The sequence below is a fragment of the Streptomyces sp. NPDC006259 genome, from assembly GCF_042870975.1.
Classification (GTDB): Bacteria; Actinomycetota; Actinomycetes; order Streptomycetales; family Streptomycetaceae; genus Streptomyces.
Genome location: NZ_JBIAHY010000005.1, coordinates 277,193 through 299,943, shown reverse-complemented (window position 1 = coordinate 299,943; position 22,751 = coordinate 277,193). Strand labels below are relative to the sequence as shown.

General features: G+C 72.6%; 20 protein-coding genes and 1 pseudogene. 7 read left to right on the top strand and 14 right to left on the bottom strand.

Translation table 11 applies throughout. The annotated features are described in order from the left end of the window. Positions 1-46: 46 nt before the first annotated feature. From ACFYO5_RS22010 to ACFYO5_RS22000, 3 genes are all read right to left on the bottom strand, one after another. Positions 47-451: a CBS domain-containing protein gene (locus tag ACFYO5_RS22010; protein WP_388711045.1), complete on the bottom strand. Its 405-nt coding sequence runs from the start codon at positions 449-451 to the stop codon at positions 47-49. Between the two features lie 44 nt (positions 452-495). Further along, on the bottom strand, positions 496-1,971 hold the full coding sequence (locus ACFYO5_RS22005) for a DEAD/DEAH box helicase (RefSeq protein ID WP_388711042.1): 1,476 nt from the start codon (positions 1,969-1,971) through the stop codon (positions 496-498). Between the two features lie 345 nt (positions 1,972-2,316). Then, complete coding sequence (locus tag ACFYO5_RS22000) at positions 2,317-2,520, bottom strand: cold-shock protein (RefSeq protein WP_023586116.1); 204 nt, start codon at positions 2,518-2,520, stop codon at positions 2,317-2,319. A 488-nt stretch (positions 2,521-3,008) separates the two neighbouring features. On the opposite strand from ACFYO5_RS22000, the gene lanKC reads away from it, so the two are divergent. The 4 genes from lanKC to ACFYO5_RS21980 all read left to right on the top strand — a co-directional run bounded on the left by lanKC (position 3,009) and on the right by ACFYO5_RS21980 (position 9,702). Beyond that, the gene (gene lanKC / locus ACFYO5_RS21995) at positions 3,009-5,663 is read left to right on the top strand and encodes a class III lanthionine synthetase LanKC (protein WP_388711039.1); all 2,655 of its coding nucleotides are present in this window, start codon (positions 3,009-3,011) and stop codon (positions 5,661-5,663) included. Beyond that, entirely contained in the window at positions 5,660-5,788 is a 129-nt protein-coding gene (locus ACFYO5_RS21990; RefSeq protein WP_356567838.1) for a SapB/AmfS family lanthipeptide, read from the top strand. The genes lanKC and ACFYO5_RS21990 overlap by 4 nt, the downstream gene beginning before the upstream one ends. Before the next feature lie 171 nt (positions 5,789-5,959). Continuing rightward, a complete protein-coding gene (locus ACFYO5_RS21985) occupies positions 5,960-7,735 on the top strand; it encodes an ABC transporter ATP-binding protein (protein ID WP_388711036.1) in 1,776 nt (591 codons plus the stop codon). After that, positions 7,732-9,702 carry an ATP-binding cassette domain-containing protein gene (locus tag ACFYO5_RS21980; protein ID WP_388711033.1) on the top strand — a complete coding sequence of 657 codons (1,971 nt, stop codon included), beginning with the start codon at positions 7,732-7,734 and terminating at the stop codon, positions 9,700-9,702. The genes ACFYO5_RS21985 and ACFYO5_RS21980 overlap by 4 nt, the downstream gene beginning before the upstream one ends. A gap of 43 nt (positions 9,703-9,745) precedes the next feature. Here the strand turns inward: ACFYO5_RS21980 and ACFYO5_RS21975 are convergent, their stop codons facing one another. The 8 genes and pseudogenes from ACFYO5_RS21975 to ACFYO5_RS21940 form a co-directional block, all read right to left on the bottom strand. Then, positions 9,746-10,354, bottom strand: coding sequence for a response regulator transcription factor (locus tag ACFYO5_RS21975; RefSeq protein WP_356567844.1), 609 nt, complete (start codon positions 10,352-10,354; stop codon positions 9,746-9,748). A gap of 588 nt (positions 10,355-10,942) precedes the next feature. Next, positions 10,943-11,512 (bottom strand): TIGR03086 family metal-binding protein, encoded by a 570-nt coding sequence (locus ACFYO5_RS21970; RefSeq protein ID WP_388711029.1) that lies wholly within the window; start codon positions 11,510-11,512, stop codon positions 10,943-10,945. A gap of 201 nt (positions 11,513-11,713) precedes the next feature. Continuing rightward, positions 11,714-11,812: pseudogene (locus tag ACFYO5_RS21965) on the bottom strand (uracil phosphoribosyltransferase); the annotation flags it as partial. 100 nt (positions 11,813-11,912) lie between these two features. Beyond that, complete coding sequence (locus ACFYO5_RS21960; protein WP_356567848.1) at positions 11,913-12,404, bottom strand: hemerythrin domain-containing protein; 492 nt, start codon at positions 12,402-12,404, stop codon at positions 11,913-11,915. Positions 12,405-12,765: 361 nt separating this feature from the next. Next, positions 12,766-13,137, bottom strand: a complete 372-nt coding sequence (locus ACFYO5_RS21955) for an STAS domain-containing protein (protein ID WP_388711025.1) — start codon at positions 13,135-13,137, stop codon at positions 12,766-12,768. A 28-nt stretch (positions 13,138-13,165) separates the two neighbouring features. Then, positions 13,166-14,347, bottom strand: coding sequence for a PP2C family protein-serine/threonine phosphatase (locus tag ACFYO5_RS21950; RefSeq protein WP_388712284.1), 1,182 nt, complete (start codon positions 14,345-14,347; stop codon positions 13,166-13,168). Between the two features lie 322 nt (positions 14,348-14,669). Then, positions 14,670-15,308, bottom strand: coding sequence for an HD domain-containing protein (locus ACFYO5_RS21945; RefSeq protein WP_388711022.1), 639 nt, complete (start codon positions 15,306-15,308; stop codon positions 14,670-14,672). 147 nt (positions 15,309-15,455) lie between these two features. After that, positions 15,456-16,445 carry a GlxA family transcriptional regulator gene (locus ACFYO5_RS21940; RefSeq protein ID WP_388711019.1) on the bottom strand — a complete coding sequence of 330 codons (990 nt, stop codon included), beginning with the start codon at positions 16,443-16,445 and terminating at the stop codon, positions 15,456-15,458. Positions 16,446-16,693: 248 nt separating this feature from the next. Here ACFYO5_RS21940 and ACFYO5_RS21935 point away from each other — a divergent pair, with 248 nt between their 5' ends. Beyond that, positions 16,694-17,332, top strand: a complete 639-nt coding sequence (locus ACFYO5_RS21935; RefSeq protein WP_388711016.1) for an HD domain-containing protein — start codon at positions 16,694-16,696, stop codon at positions 17,330-17,332. A gap of 269 nt (positions 17,333-17,601) precedes the next feature. Here the strand turns inward: ACFYO5_RS21935 and ACFYO5_RS21930 are convergent, their stop codons facing one another. Both ACFYO5_RS21930 and ACFYO5_RS21925 read right to left on the bottom strand, forming a co-directional pair. Continuing rightward, a complete protein-coding gene (locus tag ACFYO5_RS21930) occupies positions 17,602-18,084 on the bottom strand; it encodes a hypothetical protein (RefSeq protein WP_388711013.1) in 483 nt (160 codons plus the stop codon). 104 nt (positions 18,085-18,188) lie between these two features. Next, positions 18,189-19,361 carry a M20 family metallopeptidase gene (locus ACFYO5_RS21925; protein WP_356568007.1) on the bottom strand — a complete coding sequence of 391 codons (1,173 nt, stop codon included), beginning with the start codon at positions 19,359-19,361 and terminating at the stop codon, positions 18,189-18,191. Between the two features lie 145 nt (positions 19,362-19,506). Between ACFYO5_RS21925 and ACFYO5_RS21920 the strand changes: the two genes are divergently transcribed. After that, on the top strand, positions 19,507-20,424 hold the full coding sequence (locus tag ACFYO5_RS21920; RefSeq protein WP_388711010.1) for a LysR family transcriptional regulator: 918 nt from the start codon (positions 19,507-19,509) through the stop codon (positions 20,422-20,424). Positions 20,425-20,674: 250 nt separating this feature from the next. Here the strand turns inward: ACFYO5_RS21920 and ACFYO5_RS21915 are convergent, their stop codons facing one another. Further along, positions 20,675-21,421 carry an esterase/lipase family protein gene (locus tag ACFYO5_RS21915; protein ID WP_388711007.1) on the bottom strand — a complete coding sequence of 249 codons (747 nt, stop codon included), beginning with the start codon at positions 21,419-21,421 and terminating at the stop codon, positions 20,675-20,677. A gap of 443 nt (positions 21,422-21,864) precedes the next feature. Here ACFYO5_RS21915 and ACFYO5_RS21910 point away from each other — a divergent pair, with 443 nt between their 5' ends. Then, the gene (locus tag ACFYO5_RS21910; RefSeq protein ID WP_388711004.1) at positions 21,865-22,632 is read left to right on the top strand and encodes a DUF4232 domain-containing protein; all 768 of its coding nucleotides are present in this window, start codon (positions 21,865-21,867) and stop codon (positions 22,630-22,632) included. The last annotated feature ends 119 nt before the right edge of the window (positions 22,633-22,751 follow it).

Sequence of the window (22,751 nt, the reverse complement as noted above, 5' to 3'; positions counted from 1 at the left end):
CTCACAGAGAAAGGGGGGAGAACGGTCCGACCGGAGGTGAGGCCGTTCAGCGGGGAGGGGCGAGGACGCCAAGGACGCCGCCCTGCTCGTCGACCAGCGGCGGGACACCGAGCCGACGGACGCGCGACGCGCGGTCGGTCGTGGTCGCGGTGGTCACGACCGGCGTGGAAGCTCCGTGCTCGCCGAGGATGTCGCGCAGACGCACCCGGTCCGTGTACGCGAAGTCGTCGCGGGCGGCGGTGAGTTGGTCCCTGGTCACCACACCGGTGCCCTGGCCGTCCTGGTCACCGACGACCAGTCGGTCCGTGCGGGCGGCGGCCATGACGGCAAGCGCCACCTCGACGCTCATGTCGTCACAGACCTGCGGGTCGGCCGCGCTCAGGATCTCGGCCACCGTCCCGGACAGGGGGTTGGCGCTCGCCGGGTGGGGCTGGGTCTCGAGCAGCGTCAAGGGTGCCTCCTGCGGAGTGGGGTCGGCTTCCTGATCACGAGGCGTCAGGCGGCCGCGCCGGCGACGGGCCGGCGTACGGGCGCGCGCCGGGTCGCGGAGGCGGGGCGGCGTCGGCCGCGGGAGGAGTCGCCGCGCCTGGCGCGTTCGACCACCGGTGCGGTGATGACGACCGGGATGCCCGAAGGCGTCTGGGCGCCCGTGATGCGGTTCAGGGCCTCGTCGCCCGAGCGGATCTGGGTGGTCTGCGGCTGGATTCCGGCGTCCGACATGAGGCGGGCCATGCCGCGCCGCTGGCTGGGGGTGACGAGGGTGACGACGCTGCCGGACTCGCCGGCACGGGCGGTACGGCCGCCGCGGTGGAGGTAGTCCTTGTGGTCGGTCGGCGGATCCACGTTGACGACCAGGTCGAGGTTGTCGACGTGGATGCCGCGCGCCGCGACGTTGGTGGCCACCAACACGCTGACGTGGCCCGTCTTGAACTGCGCCAGCGTGCGCGTGCGCTGCGGCTGTGACTTGCCGCCGTGCAGCGCGGCGGCGCGGACTCCGCTGTTGAGCAGGTCCTGGGTGAGCCGGTCGACGGCGTGCTTGGTGTCCAGGAACATGATGACGCGGCCGTCGCGGGCGGCGATCTCCGTCGTGGTGGCGTGCTTGTCGGCGCCGTGGACGTGCAGGACGTGGTGCTCCATCGTGGTGACCGCGCCGGCCGACGGGTCGACCGAATGCACGACCGGGTCGGTGAGATAGCGGCGCACCAGCAGGTCGACATTGCGGTCCAGGGTGGCGGAGAACAACATCCGCTGTCCTTCCGGACGCACCTGGTCGAGCAGCGCGGTGACCTGCGGCATGAACCCCATGTCGGCCATCTGGTCGGCCTCGTCCAGCACCGTGATGCCCACGTGGTTCAGCCGGCAGTCGCCACGGTCGATGAGGTCCTTGAGCCGGCCCGGGGTCGCGACGACGATCTCGGCGCCGGTGCGCAGCGCGCCGGCCTGCCTGCCGATCGACATCCCGCCCACGACCGTGGCCAGTCGCAGCCTGACCGAGCGGGCGTACGGGGTGAGCGCGTCGGTCACCTGCTGCGCCAGTTCGCGCGTCGGTACGAGGATCAGCCCCAGCGGCTGCCTGGGCTCGGCACGCTGTCCGACGGTGCGGGCCAGCAGGGCGAGGCCGAAGGCGAGGGTCTTGCCGGAGCCGGTGCGTCCGCGGCCGAGGACGTCACGGCCCGCCAGGGTGTTCGGCAGCGTCGCGCCCTGGATCGGGAACGGTGCGGTCACGCCCTGCCTGCCGAGTTCGGCCAGCAGCTGCTCGGGCATGGCCAGATCGGCGAACGCCGCGACGGCGGGCAGCGCGGGGGTGATCGTCTCGGGGAGCGCGAACTCACCCTGCACGGCGGCGGGTCGGCGGCCGTAACCGCCGGAACGGCGCGGTGCCGCCGAGTCGAAGCGGCTGCCGCGCTTTCCGGCGTCGGCACTGCCGTGCCGAGTGCGGGACGAACGGTCGTACGTACGTGTGCGGTCCATGGGGAACCTTCCTCGATGCGGCGCATATCAAGGAATTCCCGCAGCGATGAGCGGCATGGAGATTCACCAGTATGGACCGATGGTAAAAGAGAGCAGATCCGGCCGGCTGAAATGCATGCGGGCGGAATTACTTAAATGGGTGACGCGATGAGGGCGTCAGTCTGGGCGTCCACTCCGGGAATTCCCTTTCGGGAGGCGTCCGCACCCGGAGGGAGGAGCCGCGCAGGGTGGGACTCAGGAGGTTTCGCCGAGTCGTCCCGCGCGGGGAACCGCCGCGGGAGACGCGTGCAGCTGGGGCCCGCACCCCGAAGGATGCGGGCCCCAGCTGCAGAATGTGCGCCGACGTCAGGCCGGAACGATGTTCTCGGCCGTCGGGCCCTTCTGGCCCTGCGCGATGTCGAAGGTGACCTTCTGGCCTTCGAGCAGCTCGCGGAAGCCCTGGGCGGCGATGTTCGAGTAGTGGGCGAACACGTCAGCGCCGCCACCGTCCTGCTCGATGAAGCCGAAGCCCTTTTCCGCGTTGAACCACTTCACGGTACCAGCAGCCATGTCATATCTCCTTTGGGGCAATACATCGGGATCCGCACTGCGCGGATACCGTGTCGCCGTGATGATTACCCCGCCCGGCAGACGACCGGCATACAAAAGCGCTCCCACCCGGCAGTATCCGGATGGGGGCACTTGAAGTTTTTGGGAACCACAACTGCAACTGAGATAGACAGTAGCACGCCGGGACGGCCTGTGCGCGTTGAATTATCCCACTCCGCTCATCGCTACACAATCTCTCACCGGCTGGTTAGTCAAACTCTCATCTCGCGGGCACAGATATTGATTCACTTCAAGTGCAGCGTTTCTGGAAGTACCTGGAAGTTCGGTGCCGGCCTGCCGCGCCTCGGCGTCCTGCCGGAAGGTGGCCGCCCGCCCCGTGAAGTTACCCGTGCGTTCCGCACGTCGGATTGATGACAGCGGCAACTGTGCAGGCCCGTGAGCCGCGTGACAGCGTCTTACCCGTCAGCGATCGGTGGGAGGGAGAAGGCGTGAACAAGGGCTACGCCGTGTACTGCGACGCGGATCCGTACTTCTACGACGCTCCGCACCGCAGGGACGTCCGGACCGGCTCAGCACGGTCCCGGTACGCCGCGGCCTCGTTGCCCGTCCCCGACGGATGGCAGCGCAACGAGAGCGGGGACTGGCTCGCCCTGCGCCCGGTGGACGCGGACCTGCCCGACCAGGGCTGGAAGATCCACGTCTCCGCCTGTCTCGACAACGCCGAGTCCGTGCTGGAGCGCGTGTGGCGGCACTGCGTCGCCGGTGGCACCGCCTTCAAGTTCGTTCCGAGCCGCTATCTGCTGCACCAGCGCAACGCCAAGTACGCGGACCGGGCCGGCAGCGGGAAGTTCATCACCGTGTACCCGGCGGACGAGGCGCGGTTCGAGCACCTGGCGGCCGAGTTGTCGGACCTGCTGGCCGGTGAGCCCGGGCCGCACATCCTGAGCGACCTGCGGCTCGGCGACGGCCCCGTGCACGTGCGCTACGGCGGCTTCACCCGTCGCAACTGCTACGACTCGAACGGCGAGCTGCGGCCCGCCGTGACCGGTCCCGACGGGGTGCTGGTGCCCGACCTCCGCGGCCCCGTCTTCCGGGTGCCGGACTGGGTGAAGGTGCCCGACTTCCTGCGCCCGCACCTGGACGCCCGCTCCGCGGTGACCGTCGCCGACATCCCCTACACCATCGAGTCGGCGCTGCACTTCTCGAACGGCGGCGGTGTCTACCTCGCCCACGACACCCGCACCGGAGAGCGGGTCGTCCTCAAGGAGGCACGTCCGCACGCCGGGCTGGCGGCCGACGGCGCCGACGCCGTGACCCGGCTGCACCGCGAACGCCGGGCACTCGAAGCCCTGTCGGGTCTCGACTGCACACCCGAGGTGCTCGATCACCTGACGGTGGGAGAACACCATTTCCTGGTACTGGAGTACATCGACGGCAAGCCGCTGAACACGTTCTTCGCTCGCCGTCACCCGCTCATCGAGGCCGCGCCCGGTGAACAGCGGCTGGCCGAGTACACCGCCTGGGCCCTCGACGTCCACGCCAGGGTGGAACAGGCCGTCGAGGCCGTCCACGCCCGGGGCGTGGTCTTCAACGACCTGCATCTGTTCAACATCATGCTCCGGGACGACGGCAGCGTGGCCCTGCTGGACTTCGAGGCGGCGCACCGGATCGACGAACCCGGTCGGCAGACGGTCGCCAACCCGGCGTTCGTGGCGCCCTCCGACCGGCGGGGGGTGGCGGTGGACCGGTACGCACTGGCCTGTCTGCGGCTGGCGCTGTTCCTTCCGCTCACCAGTCTCCTCGTGCTGGACCGACGCAAGGCGGCGCATCTCGCCGAGGTGGTGGCGAGCCAGTTCCCGGTGGACCGTGCCTTCCTGGACGCGGCGGTCGACGAGATCACGGCCGACGCCGCCGGTGTGCCGGCGGCGCGGGGGGCGGGCGATCCGCCGGTGGCGATCCTCCCGGGCGACTGGCCGCGCAGCCGGGAGTCCATGGCCGCGGCGATCCACGCGTCCGCGACACCGTCCCGCACGGACCGCCTCTTCCCCGGCGACATCGCGCAGTTCGCCACCGCCGGCGGCGGGCTGGCCTTCGGCCACGGCGCGGCGGGCGTGCTGTACGCCCTCGCCGAGAGCGGCGCGGACCGCGACGAGGACGAGGAACAGTGGCTGCTGGAGCGGACGAAGCAACCGCCGTCGGGCATGCCGCTCGGTTTCCACGACGGGCTCGCCGGCATCGTCTGGACGCTGGAGTACCTCGGCCATCGCGACCGCGCCCTCGACCTCGCCGACCTTCTCCTCGACCAGTCCTTCGACCACCTGTCCCCGGACCTGCACAGCGGCACGGCCGGACTGGGCCTCGCCCTGGACTCGCTGGCCGTCGCCACCCAGGACGCCGCGCTGCACTCGGCGGCCCTGCGCTGTGCCGAGCTCACCGCCCGCGGCACGCCGGCCGGGAGCGAGGACTCCGGCCGACGCCGCGCGGGCCTGCTGCACGGCGCGGCGGGCAGCGCCCTGCTCTTCCTGCGGCTGTACGAACGCACCCGGGACTCCGCGCTGCTCGACCTGGCGCGCGACGCGCTCCGCCGGGACCTGGCCCGTTGTGTCCGGGGCGCGGGCGGCGCGTTGCAGGTGGACGAGGGCTGGCGCACCATGCCCTACCTGGGCGCGGGCAGCGTGGGCATCGGCATGGTGCTCGACGACTACCTGGCGCACCGGTACGACGACGGGTTCGCGCGGGCCAGGAACGAGATCGTGGCCGCCGCACAGGCCATGTTCTACGCCCAGCCGGGCCTCTACCGTGGCGTGTCCGGGATGGTGCTGTACCTCGGCCGGACGACGGCCGAGGTGCCCGGCACCGGGCCCGAGGCACTGCGACGCCAGCTCGACGCGCTGTCCTGGCACGCCATGTCCTACCGCGGCCGGCTCGCCTTTCCCGGTGAGCAGATGATGCGCCTGTCCATGGACCTCTCCACTGGAACGGCCGGGTGCCTGCTGGCTGTCGCCTCCGTCCACGGCGACCCGCCCGCCTCGCTGCCGTTCCTTCCGCCGCTGTCCACCGGGCGGCGGCCCTCGGACTCGGCCCCACCCGGGGTCGTGATGAAAGAACAGAACCCGTTGCCACACGAAGGGAAACTGTCATGAACCTGCTCGACCTGCAGTCGCTGGAGACCCCCAAGGACGAGGCCATGGGCGACGTCGAGACCGGCAGCCGCGCGAGCCTGCTGCTCTGCGGCGACAGCAGCCTCAGCGTCACGACCTGTAACTGACGCCTGAGCCGACCGCCGCGGCGACGCGGTGAGCGACGCTGCTCGGCACCGGTGCCCCGGGCCTTCGCCCGGGGCACCGGTGCCCGCGCGCACGGACACCTCGGCCACGCGCCCCGCTCGGTGCGCGGCGGTGTCCTGGCACGGCCGGACGGACGGAGGGGGATGCGCGCGATGGTGACGAGCGAGCCACGGACACGGCAGGTGCCCGCGGCGGGTGACCGAGCCGACGGCGCGCGACCAGGGCGTACGCCCGAACTGCTGGTGCTCCTCTGCTCGGCCGGGGCGGCGGTGGCGGCGGTGGCCCAGCCCTTCGTGCTCGGCCGCACGTTCGATCTCCTGCTGCGCGACGGTGACGCGGGAGGCTGGCTGGCGCTCAGCGCCGGACTGCTCGTCGGCGAAATGCTGCTCGACAGCCTCACCGCCCTGTTCACCGGTCGCTGCAACGCCATGTGGACGGCTGCCATCCGCTCCCGCGCCTTCGCCGGGCTGCTGGGCACCGCACCGGACCGCGCGCGACCCCACGCCCCGGGGGACGTCGGGACCCGGCTGACCCTCAACGCCGCCGACGCCGGGGGCGCCCCCGCGGCCCGGGCGGCGCTGGCGGCCTCGCTGGTCACCCCGATGGGCGCGCTGGCCGCGCTGGCCCTCGTCGACGTATGGGTGGCGTTGTGTGTGCTGGCCGGGCTGCCCGCGCTGGCACTGGTGCTGAGGTCGTTCGCCCGCGACAGCGGTGCGTCGGTGGCCGCCTACCAGCACACCCAGTCGCAGATCGCGTCCCGCCTGCTGGAGGCGCTCGACGGCACCGCCACGATCGCCGCCGCGGGGACGAGCGCCCGCGAACGCGACCGCGTGCTCGCGCCGTTGCCGGAACTCGCGGTCCTGGGCCGTCGTATGTGGACGCTGCACGGACGGGCCCTGGGCAGGAGCGGCGTCCTGGTGCCCCTGCTGATCCTGGCCGCCACGGCCGTCGGAGGTCTGCGCCTCGCCTCCGGCGCCCTGACCGTCGGCGGCCTGCTCGCCGCCTGCCGGTACGCCCAGCTGACGGCCGGCGTCGGCGGCGCCGCGTCGTTGCTGGGCACGGTCGTACGGGGCCGTGAGGCGCGGGCCCGGACGCTCGCGCTGGAACGGCTGCCCGCGTTGACCTACGGAACACGGCACGTGCCGCCGGACGGCACGGGCGCTCTCGAACTGCGCGGCGTACGGGTGGTGCGCGACGGCAGGCAGGTGCTGCGCGCCGACGACGTGCGGATACCGGGCGGCACCACCGCCGCGGTGGTCGGCCGCAGCGGAGCGGGGAAATCCGTCCTGGCGGCCGTGGCGGGACGGCTGATCGACCCCGACGAGGGACATGTACTGCTGGACGGCGTGCGCCTCGACCGCCTGACCCGCGAGGCGTTGCGCACCGAGGTCGCCTTCGCCTTCGAGCGTCCCGCGCTGGGCGAGGGGACGGTCGCCGAAGCGGTCGCCACCGGAGTGCGGCCGGTCTCGCGCGAGCGGATCCGGCAGGCCGCCCACGCGGCGGGCGCCGACGGCTTCGTCCGCCGGCTGCCGCAGGGTTACGACACCCCGTTGCCCGCCGCGCCGCTCTCGGGCGGGGAACACCAACGCCTCGGACTGGCGCGGGCCTTCGCGCACGCCGGACGGCTACTGATCATGGACGACGCGACGTCCAGCCTGGACACGGCCACGGAGCACGAGGTCGACCGGGCGCTGCGCCGATCGCCGCGCCCCGGAACCCGGCTGGTCGTCGCGCACCGCCCGTCGGTCGCCGGCCGGGCGGACACGGTGATCTGGCTGGACGGCGGAGAGGTGCGGGCCGTCGGGTCGCACCGCGAACTGTGGAACGTGACCGACTACCGGGCGGTCTTCGGCGTCGACGGCCCCGGGCCCCCGCCTGCCGGCCGAGGGCCCGCGCGGCTGCCCGAACCCGAGGAGGCGCGGCCGTGAACAGCGCCGTGGACGACCGTGCGCGGCCCGCGGAGGACGGGTCCGGTGCGGTGCGCCGGATCGCGCCGCCGGCCCGGCGCTTCCTCGCCCGTCACAGGGGGGTGCTGGCGCGGCTCGCCCTCTGGTCGCTGGCGGAGGCGGGGCAGGCCTTCCTGGTGGGATACGGCGTCGCCCACTCCGTCGACGAGGGTTTCCTCGCCGGTGACACCCGCACGGGCCTGCTGTGGCTCGCCGTCGCCCTGGTCGCGGTGCTGCTGGGCGCTCCGGTGATCCGGGGCGTCTTCGCCCAGTTGGCGGGGCTGACCGAGCCACTGCGCGACGGCCTGGTGAGGCGCGCCGTCGACCGGTCCATGGCCCAGGCCCTGGACAGGCCCGGCGCGACGGACCGGGCGGCCGTCTCCCGGCTGACGAACCAGGTCGAGATCGCCCGGGACAGCTTCGCCGGTCTGGTCCTCACCCTGCGTTCGTTCCTCTTCACCGCCGCCGGAGCACTGCTCGGACTGTTGTCCCTGCACCCCGCTCTGGTCGTGGTGGTCCTGCCCCCGCTCTGCGGCGGCCTGGTCCTGTTCCTGGCGACGCTACGGCCCATGGCGGCGGCCCAGCGGCGCGCCCTGGCGGCCGACGAGGCGCTGGGCGACCACGCGGCCCGGGCCCGGGCCGCGTTGCGCGACATCACAGCCTGCGGGACCGGTCCGCAGACGGCGCGACGCGGCGCGGACCTGGTCGCCGACGCCGCCGCCGCATCCCGCACCCTGGCCGCCTGGGCGGCAGTGCGCACTGCGGCGCTCGGCGTGGCGGGTCACCTGCCCGTCCTGACGCTGCTGGCGGCGGTGCCGTGGCTGCGCGGTCGGGGCGTGACGGCGGGCGCGCTCCTGGGCGCCTTCACCTACCTCGTCCAGTCGCTGCTGCCCGCCCTGCACACACTGATGACCGCCCTCGGTGCGGCCGGCGCCCGGCTGCTGGTGGTCCTGGACCGCATTCTCGGCCCCGGAGCATCGCCGCCGGTCACGGCCCCCACGGGGACCAGGCCCGCACAGCCGGCCGACTCGGCCACCACCGCTCGGCGCCACGGCGACCACAGCAGCGATGGCGGCCATGGCGGCGACGGTGCCGCCGTGAGACCGCCGGCCCACCGCGCTCCCCCGGTTGCCGGAGGCTGCGGCGCGTCTCTCGCGGCGGCGGACCCGCCGCGCCCCGCCTCCACCCGTCGCTCCCGGCCACCCGCGGGCGAAGGGCCTGCCGCGGCGGTGGAGTTGCGGTCCGTGACACTGTCCTACGGCGTCCGCGCCGAGCCGGTCCTGGACTCGCTGGACCTGCGCGTCGCTCCGGGTGAACACCTCGCCGTCGTCGGACCGAGCGGCATCGGCAAGTCGACGCTCACCCGCCTGGTCGCCGGGACGCTCGCGCCCAGCGGCGGCGAGGTGCGCGTGGCCGGGCGGGAGGTGACCGGGCGCGCCGCCTGCGAACTCGCCGCGCTGCGCGTGCTGGTGCCCCAGGAGGCGTACGTCTTCTCCGGCACCGTGGGGGACAACCTCACGTATCTGCGTCCGGACGCGGGACGAGAGGATGTCGACGCGACCGTCCGGGCACTCGGTCTGCGGTCACTGGTCGACCGGCTGGGCGGGCTCGACGGCCCGGTCCGGCCCGACGAACTGTCCCCCGGCGAACGACAGTTGGTCGCGCTGGCGCGCGCGTATCTGTCACCCGCCCCCCTGCTGCTGCTCGACGAGGCAACCTGCCATCTGGATCCGGCCTCCGAGGCGCAGGCGGAGGAGGCCCTGGCGCGGCGGCCGGGGACGCTGCTGGTCGTGGCGCATCGCCTGTCGTCGGCCGTGCGGGCCGATCGGGTGCTGGTGCTGGACGGCGTGGAGGCGGTGTGCGGCAGGCACGAGGAGGTGCTGGCCCGTTCGTCCCTCTACCGTGATCTGACGGGCCACTGGAACGGTGAGGCCCGCCGGGAGGCCTGAAGACGACACGCGGCGCGGGGACGGTCACCGACCGTACGACCCGTCAGGTCCACCCGGCGTCCTGCAGGATGCGGATCGCGTCGACCCGGTTGCGGGCACCCACCTTGCGGACCGCCGTGGCCATGTAGTTGCGGACGGTTCCCCGGGACAGGTGGAGACGGGCCGCGATCTCGGCCATCGGCGTCCCCTCGGCGGCCAGGGACAGCACACTCAGCTCGCGCGCGGTCAGGGGCATGACCGAGCCTTCGAGCAGCGGCACGGTGAGGGCGGCGTCGAGGAAGCGCTCCCCCTTGGCCACGGTGTGCACCGCCGTGATCAGCCGCTGGGCCGGGGCGTTCTTGTCGACCAGCCCGAGCGCGCCAGCGTCGAACGCCCTGCGGAGAACGCCCGGTCGCTTGGGCGTCGTCAGCACGACGAGCGGGTCTCCGCACCGCGCCCAGAACGGCGTGTGATGCGCTTCCCCCTCCCCCTCCCCCGTTCCCTGGAGACACTCGCCGTCCACGACACACACGTCCGTGGGTAACGCGTCGTGATCGATCGCGTCGGCACGGGGACACATGGACGACACCTCCAGCGTGTCGTCGGATCTGAGCAGCTGCACCAACGCCGAACGCAGCAGTGCCTCTTCGTGCACCACGAGAATGCGAACCATCTTCCCCACCCTTGTCAGCGGCTGTTTCAAAGCGCAGCCGACTACGCTCCCCGCGCACCAGGGCCATGTGCCCTGATCCGTCGCGGGGGAACACGGCACCGGAGCACGGTGCCGGGGCACCGGAATCAATCCGCCGCCTCCAGCGCCCGGAAGACGGTGAAAAGCCGATGCCCGCGCGGGCGAAAACGGCGGAGACACACGCCAGCCGCCGACCGGGACCGCCCCACGGCCGACCCGACGGCCCGGCGTCGCGTCCACGTCGTCGTCCCCGGCCCCTGGCCAGGAGGCCGGCGCTCCCTCGGAAGGGGCCCTACCCCGCCGAACGAGAGGTAAGGAACCGCGGTCCGACACCGGCCGGAGAACCGGCCGGAAACAGTCTCCTTCCAATCTGGCGCGAACCCACCGCCCCCGCGGAGCCGGTTCCCGGCCCACGGTGGCCCGGTAGCGACGTGCGCCTCCCGGAGCACACCGTTGCGGGGAAGGCGCCTCGCCGCGACCGGCCCAGGTCACCGGCGCCGGGAGCGAGCGCCCTCACCCGAGCGGGGCTCCTGGGGACGACGTCGGTCCGGCGGGGCCCCCCGACCGGTCTCACCGCCGCCATGGCACCGGCCGGCCCAGGAAGGCGACGAGCCGGTCGATGGCCGGAGCGGTCTCCTCGACGGGTCGCGACTCGGCGAACCGTCCGGTGCGGCGCTGGGAGGAGAGCTGCGGTTCGGCGAACGCCAGTGCCTGCTCGGCGAGGTCTTCGGGCAGACGGGCAGGGACGCCGGTGGCCTGGGAGAGATCCCATCCGTGGGCGAGCAGGTCGCACAGGCGGATCTGGAGGCGCTCGGCGCCCGTGGCACTGCCCATGGGACTGCGGAAGGTCCGCTCGAGAACGCCGGGACCGGCGAAGGCGGCCAGTAGCGCGGCGCTGGAGGCCCGATAGGCGCGGACCGGATCGTCACCGAGGGGGTCCGCCTCGCGTTCGGGCACGGGACCGCCCTCGATCATGGCGGCGAACACGAGGTCCATGCCGACCAAATGGCGGACCACGTCGCGCACGTCCCACTCCGTGCAGGGGGTCGGCGCCGTCCACTGCTCGGGCTGGATCGCGGCGATGAGGTCGCCGACGGCCCCGTACGCACGGGCGAGATCTGTCACGGAAACGGTAGTCATCCGGGGAGGCTACGGCGCCGGCCGCCGGACGGCCCACGAGTTTTCCCGGCCACTCCGGTCACCAGATCGGCGTGGACGCCTTCACCGCTCCTGGTCTCCTGATCTCCTGATCTCCTGGTCTCCTGGTCTCCTGGGGTCGACGTCCTGGGCGGCGTACGACAGGGCCGCCCGCGCTCGCCGGCATGGGCGCGGTCCCGGCCGCATCATGTCCGTCCCCAGCGGGACGGCGGCCGGCAGCACCACCGCGGTGCCGTCGTCCGCGCCCCGCCTGACCAGTTCGCGGATCGCGGCGGCCGGCGTCCATCGGCACACGTCCGGACACGGTCCACCAGGGCAGGACCGGGACCGCCCTGCCGACGGGCCGGCGGCCCGACCCGATCGCTCCGCGGGTACCGGGCGGTCAGGATCCGACGATGCGGCGCACCTCGTCCACCGTGCCGCGCCCCGCCTTCAACTGGCGCTCGCGCTCCGCCAGGAAGGCCTCCCCCAGCTCTTCCCGACGCTCCATGGCGACGTTCTCGCGGGCGCCGTTGAGGATGGTCCGCTCCTCCTCGTCGGCGTGGTGGGTGACGGCCTGCACCAGTTCTTCCAGCTTCTCGTCCCACTCCTCGGAGCCGACCTCGTCGACCTCCAGGAGAGCGAGGAGCGCCTCGTTGCCCTCCTCGTGCTCCTCCTCGCCGTGCTCGACCTCGTCGTCGTCGATGTTCTTGTAGCGCTTGAGGGCGGGGTACACCTTGGCCTCCTCGGCCAGCGCGTGCGCGATCAGCAGATCGGCGAACTCCCGCAGGGCGGCGCCCCGGTCGGCCTCGACGCTGCGCATCAGACGGAAGAGGTCCTCCATTCTGCGGTGATCCCGGAGAATGAGTTCGACGACGTCTCGGGTCTCGGTCATGGAACAGGCATCACTTTCGTGCGAGGGACGTTGCCGGAACCGGCTACCCCCGATGGGCGGATTCAGTGTTCCCGAATCCGCGGCGGGGCGCTTGGCCGGCCGAGATCCCCACCGTCGTTCGGCAGGACGGGTGAGCGGTCCGGGGGGACCGCGCCGGGAGCGCCGGTCGACGCGTGCGCCTGCTGCCCGCCAGGCGGGCGGGTGGGCATCGACCGGTCTGATCACGAGGGCTGATCAGGAGGGCGCCTGGACGCTGTTTCATCCGCTCCCCGACGCCCCGGCCCGCTGAGGGCCGCCGTCGCGGGACGGGTGCCGCGGGCCGCCGATACCGGTCAGTCGGGTGCCGTCGGCCGCCGACACGTCAGTCGGGGGCCGCCTCCGTGGTGGGGTAGCTGCGCAGTACCTGGTCGGTCCCTGTCAGGGCCAACATGTGGCGCACCCGTTCACTGGGCGCGATCAGCGCCAGGCGGGCGCCGGTGATCCTGGTCGTGCGATAGCCGGCGATCAGGCAGGTGAGGCCGGTGGAATCCAGGAACGTGACGCCCGACAGGTCGGCGAGCACGGTGTGCCCGTCCGCCTCCAGGAGCGGCTGCAAAACCTCGGAGAGCTGGGGCGCGGTGCGGATGTCGAGGGTGCCCGCGGCGGTCACGAGATGGCGCCCCGCGGCCACGGTGCGCACCCGCACCTCCAGGCTGGCCTGCTCCCTTCCGCGGGCGGGCTGGTCGGTACTCATCGCCCCTCCTGTCCAGGCGGACCACGCTTCACGGGGTCAGTCTGTGCTGGTGGCCGCCGTGCCACTCGGTGAGCAGGACGGTGGCGTCGTCATCCAGTCTGCCGTCGTGATGGTTCAGCACGGCGGCCATCAGCCGGCGCAAGGTCTCGTGCAGGGTGCGCTCGCCGGAGTGGTGCCGACGGACGAAGTCGATGAACCGGTCATGGCCGAACTGCTCGCCCTTGGCGTCGCGGGCCTCGATGACGCCGTCGGTGTACAGCAGCAGACGGTCACCGGGCTGCAACTGGTCGCTGGACTGCGTCACCGGCAGACCGAGGTCGGCACCCATCGGGCCGGCCGGCGGGCAGGCCAGCTCGCTGGTCCACCGATTGCCGCGGACCAGGATCGGCAGGGGGTGGCCGCGGTTGATCCACGTCAGCCGACCGGTGACGAGGTCGAGGTCGGCCAGGATGCCGGTGACATAGCGGCTGGTGCCGAACTGCCGGATCAGGGTGGTCTCCACGTGCTCGCTGGTCTCGGTGAGGGACGCGCCCTGGCGGCGGGCGTTGCGGCACGCGGCCACGGCGACGTTGGCCGTGATCCCGGCGGTGGTGTCGTGGCCCATGGCGTCGAAGACGCTCAGGTGGAGCGTGTCGCCGGCCACGGCGTAGTCGAAGGCGTCCCCACCGATCTGGTAGGCGGGCTCCACCACCGCGCCCACGATCGCGTCGTGACCGGCGTAGGCGGGCGGCGGGGTGAGGTTCCACTGCATCTCCGCCGCCACGTTCATCCGCTCGGTCCGCACCAGGCGGGCGAAGGAGTCGCTGAAGGAACGCTTGCTGAGCACCAGCAGAGCGATCATGGACGCCAGGTCGCGCAGCGCCTGACGCACGACCTCGTCGTCGGTGTCCGTGTCGCCCCGCATCACACCCAGACGCTCCACGCCGTCGGTGATCGCCACCCACCACCGTCGCCGTCCGCGGCCCTCGCCCGTTCCGCCCGGCTCGGCGAGCAGGCCCACGCGCTGATAGGCCTGCCCGGGCAGACTGCCCTCGACGGTGAACTCCTCACCGCCGTCATCGGCACCCAGCCCCTCACCGGTGAGCTGACGCAGTACCGTCTCCCGGAGGTCCACGACGAAGACAGCGGTCTCGTGGATGCCGACCATGGCGGCGTGCTCGGCGATCAACGCCGGTAGCTGCTCCAGGTTGACGGTGTGGCTGGCCTGCATCAGCCCCACCAGCGGCGCCGCCGCGACCCTCTCAACCACGCCCCCCACCCCTCACCGGGCAGAACCGCGGCAGAGCGCCACCACGCACCGGCCCCGCCGAGCACACCACGGGCAGAATCACCATTTCGCGGCCCCTTCCAGGCCTACGCAGTACCCACGCTCACCGGCCGCACGCCTCCCGGCAGCGACCCCGAGCCGGTCCCCGCGTCGGCTGTTCCCCCCACGGGCCCACCCGAGACGCCGGTCCGCGCTGTGTGGTGGTACCGCGCGATCGGCGGGGCCGTGTCGTGGGACGGCGTGGGTCGCGGGCCGTGGTCAGGCCCTATTCCGGCCAGTCGGAGTTCTGGATCACATCGACGAAGTCGGTACGCCGGAACCCCGGGGCGAAGTGCTCCAGGACGTCCGCGTTGACCGTGCCGAAGGTGGTGTTCGGGCGGTGCCCGAACCCGTCGGCGAATGCCTGGAGGATCTGCCGCTTGAAGTCCGGGCGTGGATGTGCGGCGGTGACCTCGCCGATCCGGGCCCGCGTGATCCTGTCCAGGTGCAGGCCCAGCACGTCGGTCTCGACGCCCGCCGTCGTGGCGGCGACCTCGGGTGCCATCCCGTACGGCACCTCGGGGGTCGTGTGCAGGGCGACGGCCGTCCACACCGTGTCCGCGTCGCCCTCCGAGCAGCCATGGCTCAGCAGGAAGGCGCGGGCCTGGTCGGCGCCGTCCATCTCGAAGCGCTGGTCGTCGCCGCGGTACGGGGCCACCAGACCGGTGTCGTGGAACAGCGCGGCCACGTAGAGCAGTTCGGGGTCGGGCCGCAGTCCCAGTGCCTCGGCCTGGAGGCTGCCGAACAGATAGACGCGGCGGGAGTGGTGGAAGATCAACGCGGGAGTGGTGGAGTGGATCAGTTCGGTCGCGGCCCGGGCCAGTGTGCTGTCCGGAATCGCGACACCGGCGATCTTCTCGCTCATGATGGTCTCCTCGTGCGGGGGCCGGCGTGGTCTCCCTCCACGATCCGCGTGCCGGGGCCCCGGCGCCGCTGTCCGATGGCCGACAAGCCCTCGAAAACGGTCATGCGTGCCGCGGCCGCGGCCGTTGCTGTTCCCGTCGGACGAGGGTCATGGTGAGGGGGCCGGCGAACGGGAGCCGGAGCCGGTGCCGGCGAAGCGGCGTTGGTAGTGGGTCGGCGAGACTCCCAGGTGGCGTGCGAAGGCACGGCGCAGGCTCTCATAGCTGGGGAAACCCGAGAGGGTGGCGGCCTCGGTGGCGTTGTGACCGGAATCCAGCAGGGCCTTCGCCATGTCGAAGCGGATGAGTTCCACGTACTTCATCGGCGTGGTGCTCAGTTCGGTGCGGAACATGCGCGACAGGTGCCTGGGGCTGACCCGGACCCGCGCGGCAAGCTTTTCGAGGCTGTGATCCGCTGTCGGGTCCGCCTGGACGGCGTCCTGCACCGAGCGCAGTACCGGCGTCCGCGGGGCCGGTCCCCGCAGTGAGGGGGAGAACTGCGACTGCCCGCCGGAACGCCGCAGGTACACCACCAGTGACCGGGCGACTCGGCGGGCCAGGTCGGGTCCGTGGTCGCTCTCCAGCAGGGCGAGCGCGAGATCGATTCCCGCGGTGACACCGGCGGAGGTGTAGGTGGCGCCGTCCTTGACGAAGATGGCGTCGGCTTCGACGCGCGTCTGCGGATGGCGCCGGGCCAGGGCGTCGGTGTGCTGCCAGTGCGTCGTCGCCCGCCTGCCGTCCAGCAGTCCTGCCGAGGCCAGGAGGAAGGCGCCGGTGCAGATCGCGGCGACCCGGTCGGCGCGGGCCGCCAGCGCGCCCGTGGCCGCGCTCAGGTCAGGATCGATCGGCGCCTCCGGCAGCCGGTCGCCGCCGATCACCAGGAGGGTGTCGAAGGGGGGCGCGTCGGCCACGTCACCGTCCACCGGTACCAGCATGCCGATCGACGAGGACACGGGCTTCCCGCCGACCGAGACCACGGTCAGCCGGTAGTCCGCGCCGTACCGATTTGCTTCGCTGAAGACCTCCGCGGGCCCGCTGAGGTCCAGCATCTTCATGCCGTCGAAGACGAGTACGCCGAGAGTGTGTGCCTTCGGTGCCATGTGCTCTCATCCTCGCGTGGTCCGCCCGACGCGGGAGTCTCCCCGCCCTCTCATCTTCCTCCCGCCGCGGCCGGGACCCTCGCGGCGCCTCGACCAGGCCGCGGGACGGGCGGCCCCGGCCTCGGCCGCGTCCGGATTCGAGTGGTTCACGGCCGGACCTATGGGGCGCGGAGGGCTCCGGGGTCGGCAGCATGGAGGGCGGACGCCCTGTCGTTCGCCCCCCATCACCTCGGAAAGGCGCGATCCTCATGACTCACATCATCGCGGGCGTGGAGATTCCCGACACCGCGGCGATCGGGGAGGCCACCGGTCTTCTTCGGGAAACGACCGGCCCGCTCCTCTTCCATCACTCCCGGAGGGTCTTCCTCTTCGGTTCCCTGCACGCGCGCAAGCTGGGACTGCGGCCGGATCCGGAGCTTCTGTACCTGTCCGCCATGTTCCACGACACCGGACTTCTGACCCCGTTCTCCGACAAGGAGCAGCGCTTCGAACTCGACGGGGCCGATCACGCGCGGCGGTTCCTGCTCGACCGAGGGTTCCCGACGAGCGCCGCCGAGGTGGTCTGGACGGCGATCGCGCTGCACACGACGCCAGGGATTCCCGGCCGCATGGGCCCGGAGACGGCTGCCACGAACTACGGCGTTCTGACCGACGCCATCGGATGGAACCTGGACGGACTCGACGGCGGCCAGGTGGACGACATCCTCGCCGCCCATCCGCGCGGCGCGTTCAAGAAGGCGTTCCTCCAGGCGTTCGTCGACGGGCTCAAGGATCGTCCGGACACCACTTACGGGACCGTCAACGCGGACGTACTCGAGCACTTCCTGCCGGGTTTTCGACGCGGGAGCATGGTGGAGCGCGTCACCGACGCGCCCTGGCCGAGTTGATCGAGTGCGGGTACTGACGCCCGCGCCCTGGCCTTTCCCGGGCGTCTCGTCCGCCGTCACGTCGGCCCGGTCTCCGGTGACCTCCGGGCCGGGTCCGTCGCCGCGGCGCCGGGCCCCTGGGGTGCCGCCCGGCCGCCGTCGGGTCCGCCGCCGTGGGGCTGACCGTCGACGGCGGCGGATGGCTGCGGCGGCCGGACGCCGGGTTCGCGGTCGATCCGCGGGTCAGGTCAGCCGCCTGCCGCTGAGGCGCAGCAGCGCGGTGGACCGGCTCATCGACCGGGCGGGCGGGCTCCTCGTCCGGGAGCGTTTCTGGCCACCTCTCCCATCAGGGCCTCCACCAGGGCGGGTTGGAGCCCCAGGGCCAGGAACGTCGCCGTCGCGGAGCGGCTCCGCACGATCTCGATCCGGTGGAAGGCGAGGAGCACGGAACGGTTGGTGAGCGCGTTCACCTCCCGCACGTCGTCCCACGCCACCGCCTCCCGGACCATGCCGAAGATGTTGGTGAGGACCAGACCGCCGGTGTAGAGGTAGCACCGGTTGATCCCGAGCCTCGCGCTCGCGCCGGCCCATACCGCCTTGAGGCCGAACAGGGTGAGGACCACGGCCACCGTGACGGCGCTCGTGCGGAAGGCGCCCGGTGGCCGGAGGTAGGCCTGCGCGCCGAGCAGGACGAGGGCCAGGGCGACGCAGGCCCGCCGCGCCAGCTGCGCGAGACCGCCCATCAGCCCCGCGACGGGGTAGCTTCCGCGCATCTGGCCGAGGCCGAGGCTGCGTCCGATGCCGGGGCCGGATCCGGGTCCACGTCCGAGGCGCGGACCGGAACCCGGGTCCGGTCCGGGGCCGTGCGCGTCCTGTCTCACGAGACACCGCCTTCGCTGGGGGCACGCTCCGGCCATCGCCGGGCGCGGGTGATGAGTTCGGCGAGCAGTCGGGTGCGCGGGACCATGTGCGCGACCTCGACGTACTCGCTGTCGGCGTGCGCGCCACCGCCCACGGCGCCCAGGCCGTCCAGCGTCGGGCAGCCCACGGCCGCCGTGTGGTTGCCGTCCGAGGCGCCGCCGACGGCGATCCCCCGCAACGGCTCCTGGCCCAGTTCCGCGGCGACCCGGCACGCCAGGGCGAAGAGTGCGGCGGTGGACCGCGGTTCCATGGGCGGCCGTCGCCTGCCGCCCCGCACCTCCAGCCGGGCTCCGGGCGTACGGGCGGTCAGGCCCCGCATGCGTTCGTCGATCCGGTCCTGCGCCGCCGCTGTCGGCGCGCGCACGTCCACCGACACCCGGGCCAGCGCGGGCACCGTGTTGGGCGCACTGCCCGCCGACAGCAGAGTGGGTGTGACGGTCGCGGCACCCAGGACGGCAGGGGCGGCACCGGCCGGACCGGCGTCGACGGCGGTGCCGGCGTCCCCGGCACCCGTCGCGGCTCCCCACGCCGCGAGCGACAGCACCTGATGGGCCGCCTCGACCGCGGCGTTGACCCCCTGGTGGGGTTCCAGGCCCGCGTGCGCCGCCCTGCCGTGCACGACCACCTCGTACCGCGACGTGCCCTTGCGGGCCGTCTTGAGCGCACCCGTCTCGTCCCCTGACGCCTCCAGCACCAGGGCCGCCGCACACCGCCGCGCGCTTTCCTCGACCAACCGCCGGGAGGTCGGGGAGCCGACCTCCTCGTCCCCGGTGACCAGCACGCCCACCCCGTCCGGGGAGGGCAGCGAGGCCAGGGCGTGGAACATCTGCACCACGCCCGCCTTCATGTCCAGGACCCCGGGACCGCGGGCGATCCCGTCGGCCACCGACCAGGGGTGGGTCCGCAGCGAGCCCATCGGCCACACCGTGTCGTGGTGTCCCACCAACAAGACCCGCGGCGTGCCGAAGGCCCACCGCAGATGGGTCACACCCTCGATCACGATCGTCTCCGGTTCGGCTCCCAGCAGTCTCGCGCCGAGGGCGCCGACCACCTCGGCGCTGCGCGCCACCGCGCCGTGGTCGGCCGAGAAGGACTCGCAGCGTACGAGTCCCTCCAGATCGGCCAGCATCGTCGTCGTCGACAGCACACTTCCCCCTCGGATGTGACGGGCCATCGGCACGACGGCGTCCGGTCCCCCGCTGCCGGGCGCCGCCGTGCGGTCGACGTTAGAAGCGCACGACGCATTCCACCAGCGACTAGATTGCATGGGATCAATGAGCGGCAGGAATGGGTGGAGCACGGTGTTCGAGGTCGACGCGTTGCGACTGCTCGTGACGGTGGCGGAGACCGGGTCGTTCACGGCTGCGGCGGCCCGGCTCAGTTACACGCAGTCGGCGGTGTCCCGGAGGATCGCCACGCTGGAACAGCGGGCGGGCGGCGCGCTGTTCGAACGGCTCCCGCGAGGCGTACGGCTCACTCCCGCGGGCCGTGCGCTGCACCGGCACGCCGTGGAGGTCCTCGACCGGCTGTCACGGGCCGGGCACGAGCTGGCCGTCCTGCACGCCGGCCAGGGCGGGCTGCTGCACGTGGGCGCGTTCGCCACCGCCAACATCTCCCTGCTGCCCACAGCGCTGCGCGCCCTCGAGGACGCCAGGCCGCAGGTGGAGGTCGTCGCCGTCGAAGGCCCGACCGACGCCCTGCTGCGACGCCTCGTGGACGCGACCCTGGACATCGCCGTCGTCAGCGACTACCCGTCCGGGCTGCCCTCCGCCGACGGCGTGACCACCACCGTCCTGTGCGAGGACGAACTGCTCGTCGTCCTCCCCCGCGCCCACCGTCTCGCCGGGGCGACCACCCTCGACCTGCGAGAACTCCGCGACGAGGCATGGCTCCAGAGCGCCTACGGCGACCGCCCCACGATGCTCGACGACGCCTGCGCCCGCGCCGGCTTCACCCCGCGGAAGATCATTCGCATCGCGGAATGGGCCGGGAAGTTCGGCTACGCCGCCGCCGGCCTGGGCGTCGCGCTGGTCCCGTCGCTGGCCGCCCCGGCTGTCCCCGACAGCCTCGTCCTGCGCCGCCTCTCCGACCCGGCCCTGTGCCGCACCGTCCAGGTGGCCCTGCCCGCCACCCCGCTCCCGGCAGCCCTCGAACTCCGCGCACGGCTGCACGACGCCGTACCCCACCGCTGACCGACCGCCGTCTCCGCCCACGCACCGTCCACCCTGCCCGGTGCGCGGGCTGGCGCCTTCCGACGGCCGCCCCGCGCCACCGCAGGGTCGGCAGCCCGCAGCCCGCAGCCCGCAGCCCGCAGCCCGCACCAGGATTCAGGATGCAGGGGAGAAATGCCTCGTCCCCGGTGGTCGCCGGGGACGAGGCATGCCGCTCCGGGGGTGCCCGGTACCCGGCGACAGCGCCGGCGGTCAACCGCCGCGCGACAGGTCAGGATGCGACGAACCGGGCGACCTGACCCAGCACGACCGTGTCCGCCAGGTACCCGATGTGGGTCTGGCAGAGCACGTTGTTGTTCGTGGCGCCGGTCAGCCGGGTGCTGGTGTACGGCAGGATGATGCCGTCGCACGCCGAGTACCACGTGGCGTACCTGGTGGTCCCCGGTGTCTCGTCGCCCGAGGTGATCTGGGAGATGAAGGACGAGCCCGGATACATCTGCTGGCACGTCGTGTAGATCAGGCAGGCGCCGGCGAACGTGGTGCCGTGGTTCGCGCCCGCGATCGAGGCGAGGTGGCTGACGCTGGTGTTGCCGCCCAGCACCTTCAGGTAGTACTGGCTGACCAGGCCGCCCATCGAGTGGTTGACGATCGCGACCTTGCTCGCTCCGGTGCGCGCCTTCACGTTGGCGACGAAGGCGGCGAGGCCCTGGGCGTTGGTGACGTTGTTGCCGTAGGAGTTGTACTCGTAGGCGAAGAGATCGCTGCTGGACCAGCCGTTCAGCCGGAAGACGCTCATGGCGGTGACCCAGTTGGACGCGTCTCCGGTGTAACCGTGGACGAAGACGACCGGCGTACTGGTCGACAGCGGTTGGACGGCCGCGTCCGCCGAACGCGGCGCGGAGGCGGCCGGGGCCGCGACGTCGGCCGCGCCCGCCGTCGACGCCGAGGAGAGCAGGGTGAACGCGGCCGTTGCGGCCGCGAGAACGCCGAAAAGCCGGCGAGGGGAACGACGACGCATGGAACACTCCTGACGAGGATGCGGGGTGCGGGTGCCTGACCCGTCCAGAGTCATGGGGCGGAACCCGGGCGCCATCGGCCGAATCACCAGTGGCCCGGTGGCATCCGATGGCACCCGTCGGCACCTGGTGGCGGCCTCGGCCGAGGAAGTTCCGGAGGCAGGCTCGTGCGCCGGGTCGACCGGAGGTTGACCCGGCCGTCGGCCCACGGTTTACCTCCAGGAGCCGCTGGACGCCCGAAGTCGACGCAACGCCGGCCCTCTGCCGGACGCCGTCGGCACCCTCGCTCTCCTAACCTCGGCGTCACCGGCACGACCTGCCGGTGCGCGATCCGTTCAGGAGAGCCACGACATGCTTCCGGGACTTCCCCCGCCGGGGAGACCGGGAGTCGAGAACGGCCGGACACGACCGGCCACGGGGGAACATCATGAACACCGTTGTCCGCATGCACCGCACAAGGTCCAGAGGTCCAAAGGGCTGGAAGACGTATGCCGCCGGCGCCGCGGTCGCCGCCTCGGTGCTCGCCTGCACGGCGTGTGAGCCGAGCGAGCCCGCCGGCGCGCGATCCACCGCCTCGGACCGGCCGAGCCCGACCGGAACGGGCGGCGAAGTCGGCACGCCGAGGCCGGGTGGGACCGGTTCGGCCACGCCCGACCGCGGTCAGGGCACCAACGGCACCGGCAACTCGGGCACCGGCTCCGGCACCGGCAACTCGGGCAGCGGTTCCGGCAGTTCCGGGAGCGGCTCCGGTGGCGGGAGCCGCAGCGTCCCCGCCTGCGCCGCGAAGGACCTCACCTTCGGCACCACGCTCCAGGACGAGCGGGGCGAGGTCCCCAAGCATCTCCTCATCACCGCCACCAACACCGGTGACGGGAAGTGCGCCATCCACCACTACCCGTACATCTTCCTCGGCGACTACGCCCAGGCCCGGTACCCGGTGGACGTGTACGAGGACAGCGACCCGAAGACGGGCCCCCTCACGCTCGCTCCGGGCGACGAGGCGTACGCCGCCCTGCTCGCCTCCGGTGTCCCCATGGATCAGTACGAGACGGACACCGTCACCCTCCTCCTGCACGGCCGCGACCTGGGCAGCGACGGGAGCGGGCCGATCGGCGTGGACCTGCCGCGCAAGGTGGCCTTCGACGACGGTGCCCGCGTCACCTACTGGACGACCGCTTCCGGCTCCGCCCTGGACTTCGTCATGGATTCCTGAACCGGCCCCGACCGGGACCGCGTCCGTTCCTGTCACCAGCTCCCGCCTGCCCTGCCGGACACCACCGGCGGGGCGGGCGGCCATCCCCGACTCCCCCCGGGGGCGGACCAGTTGAGACG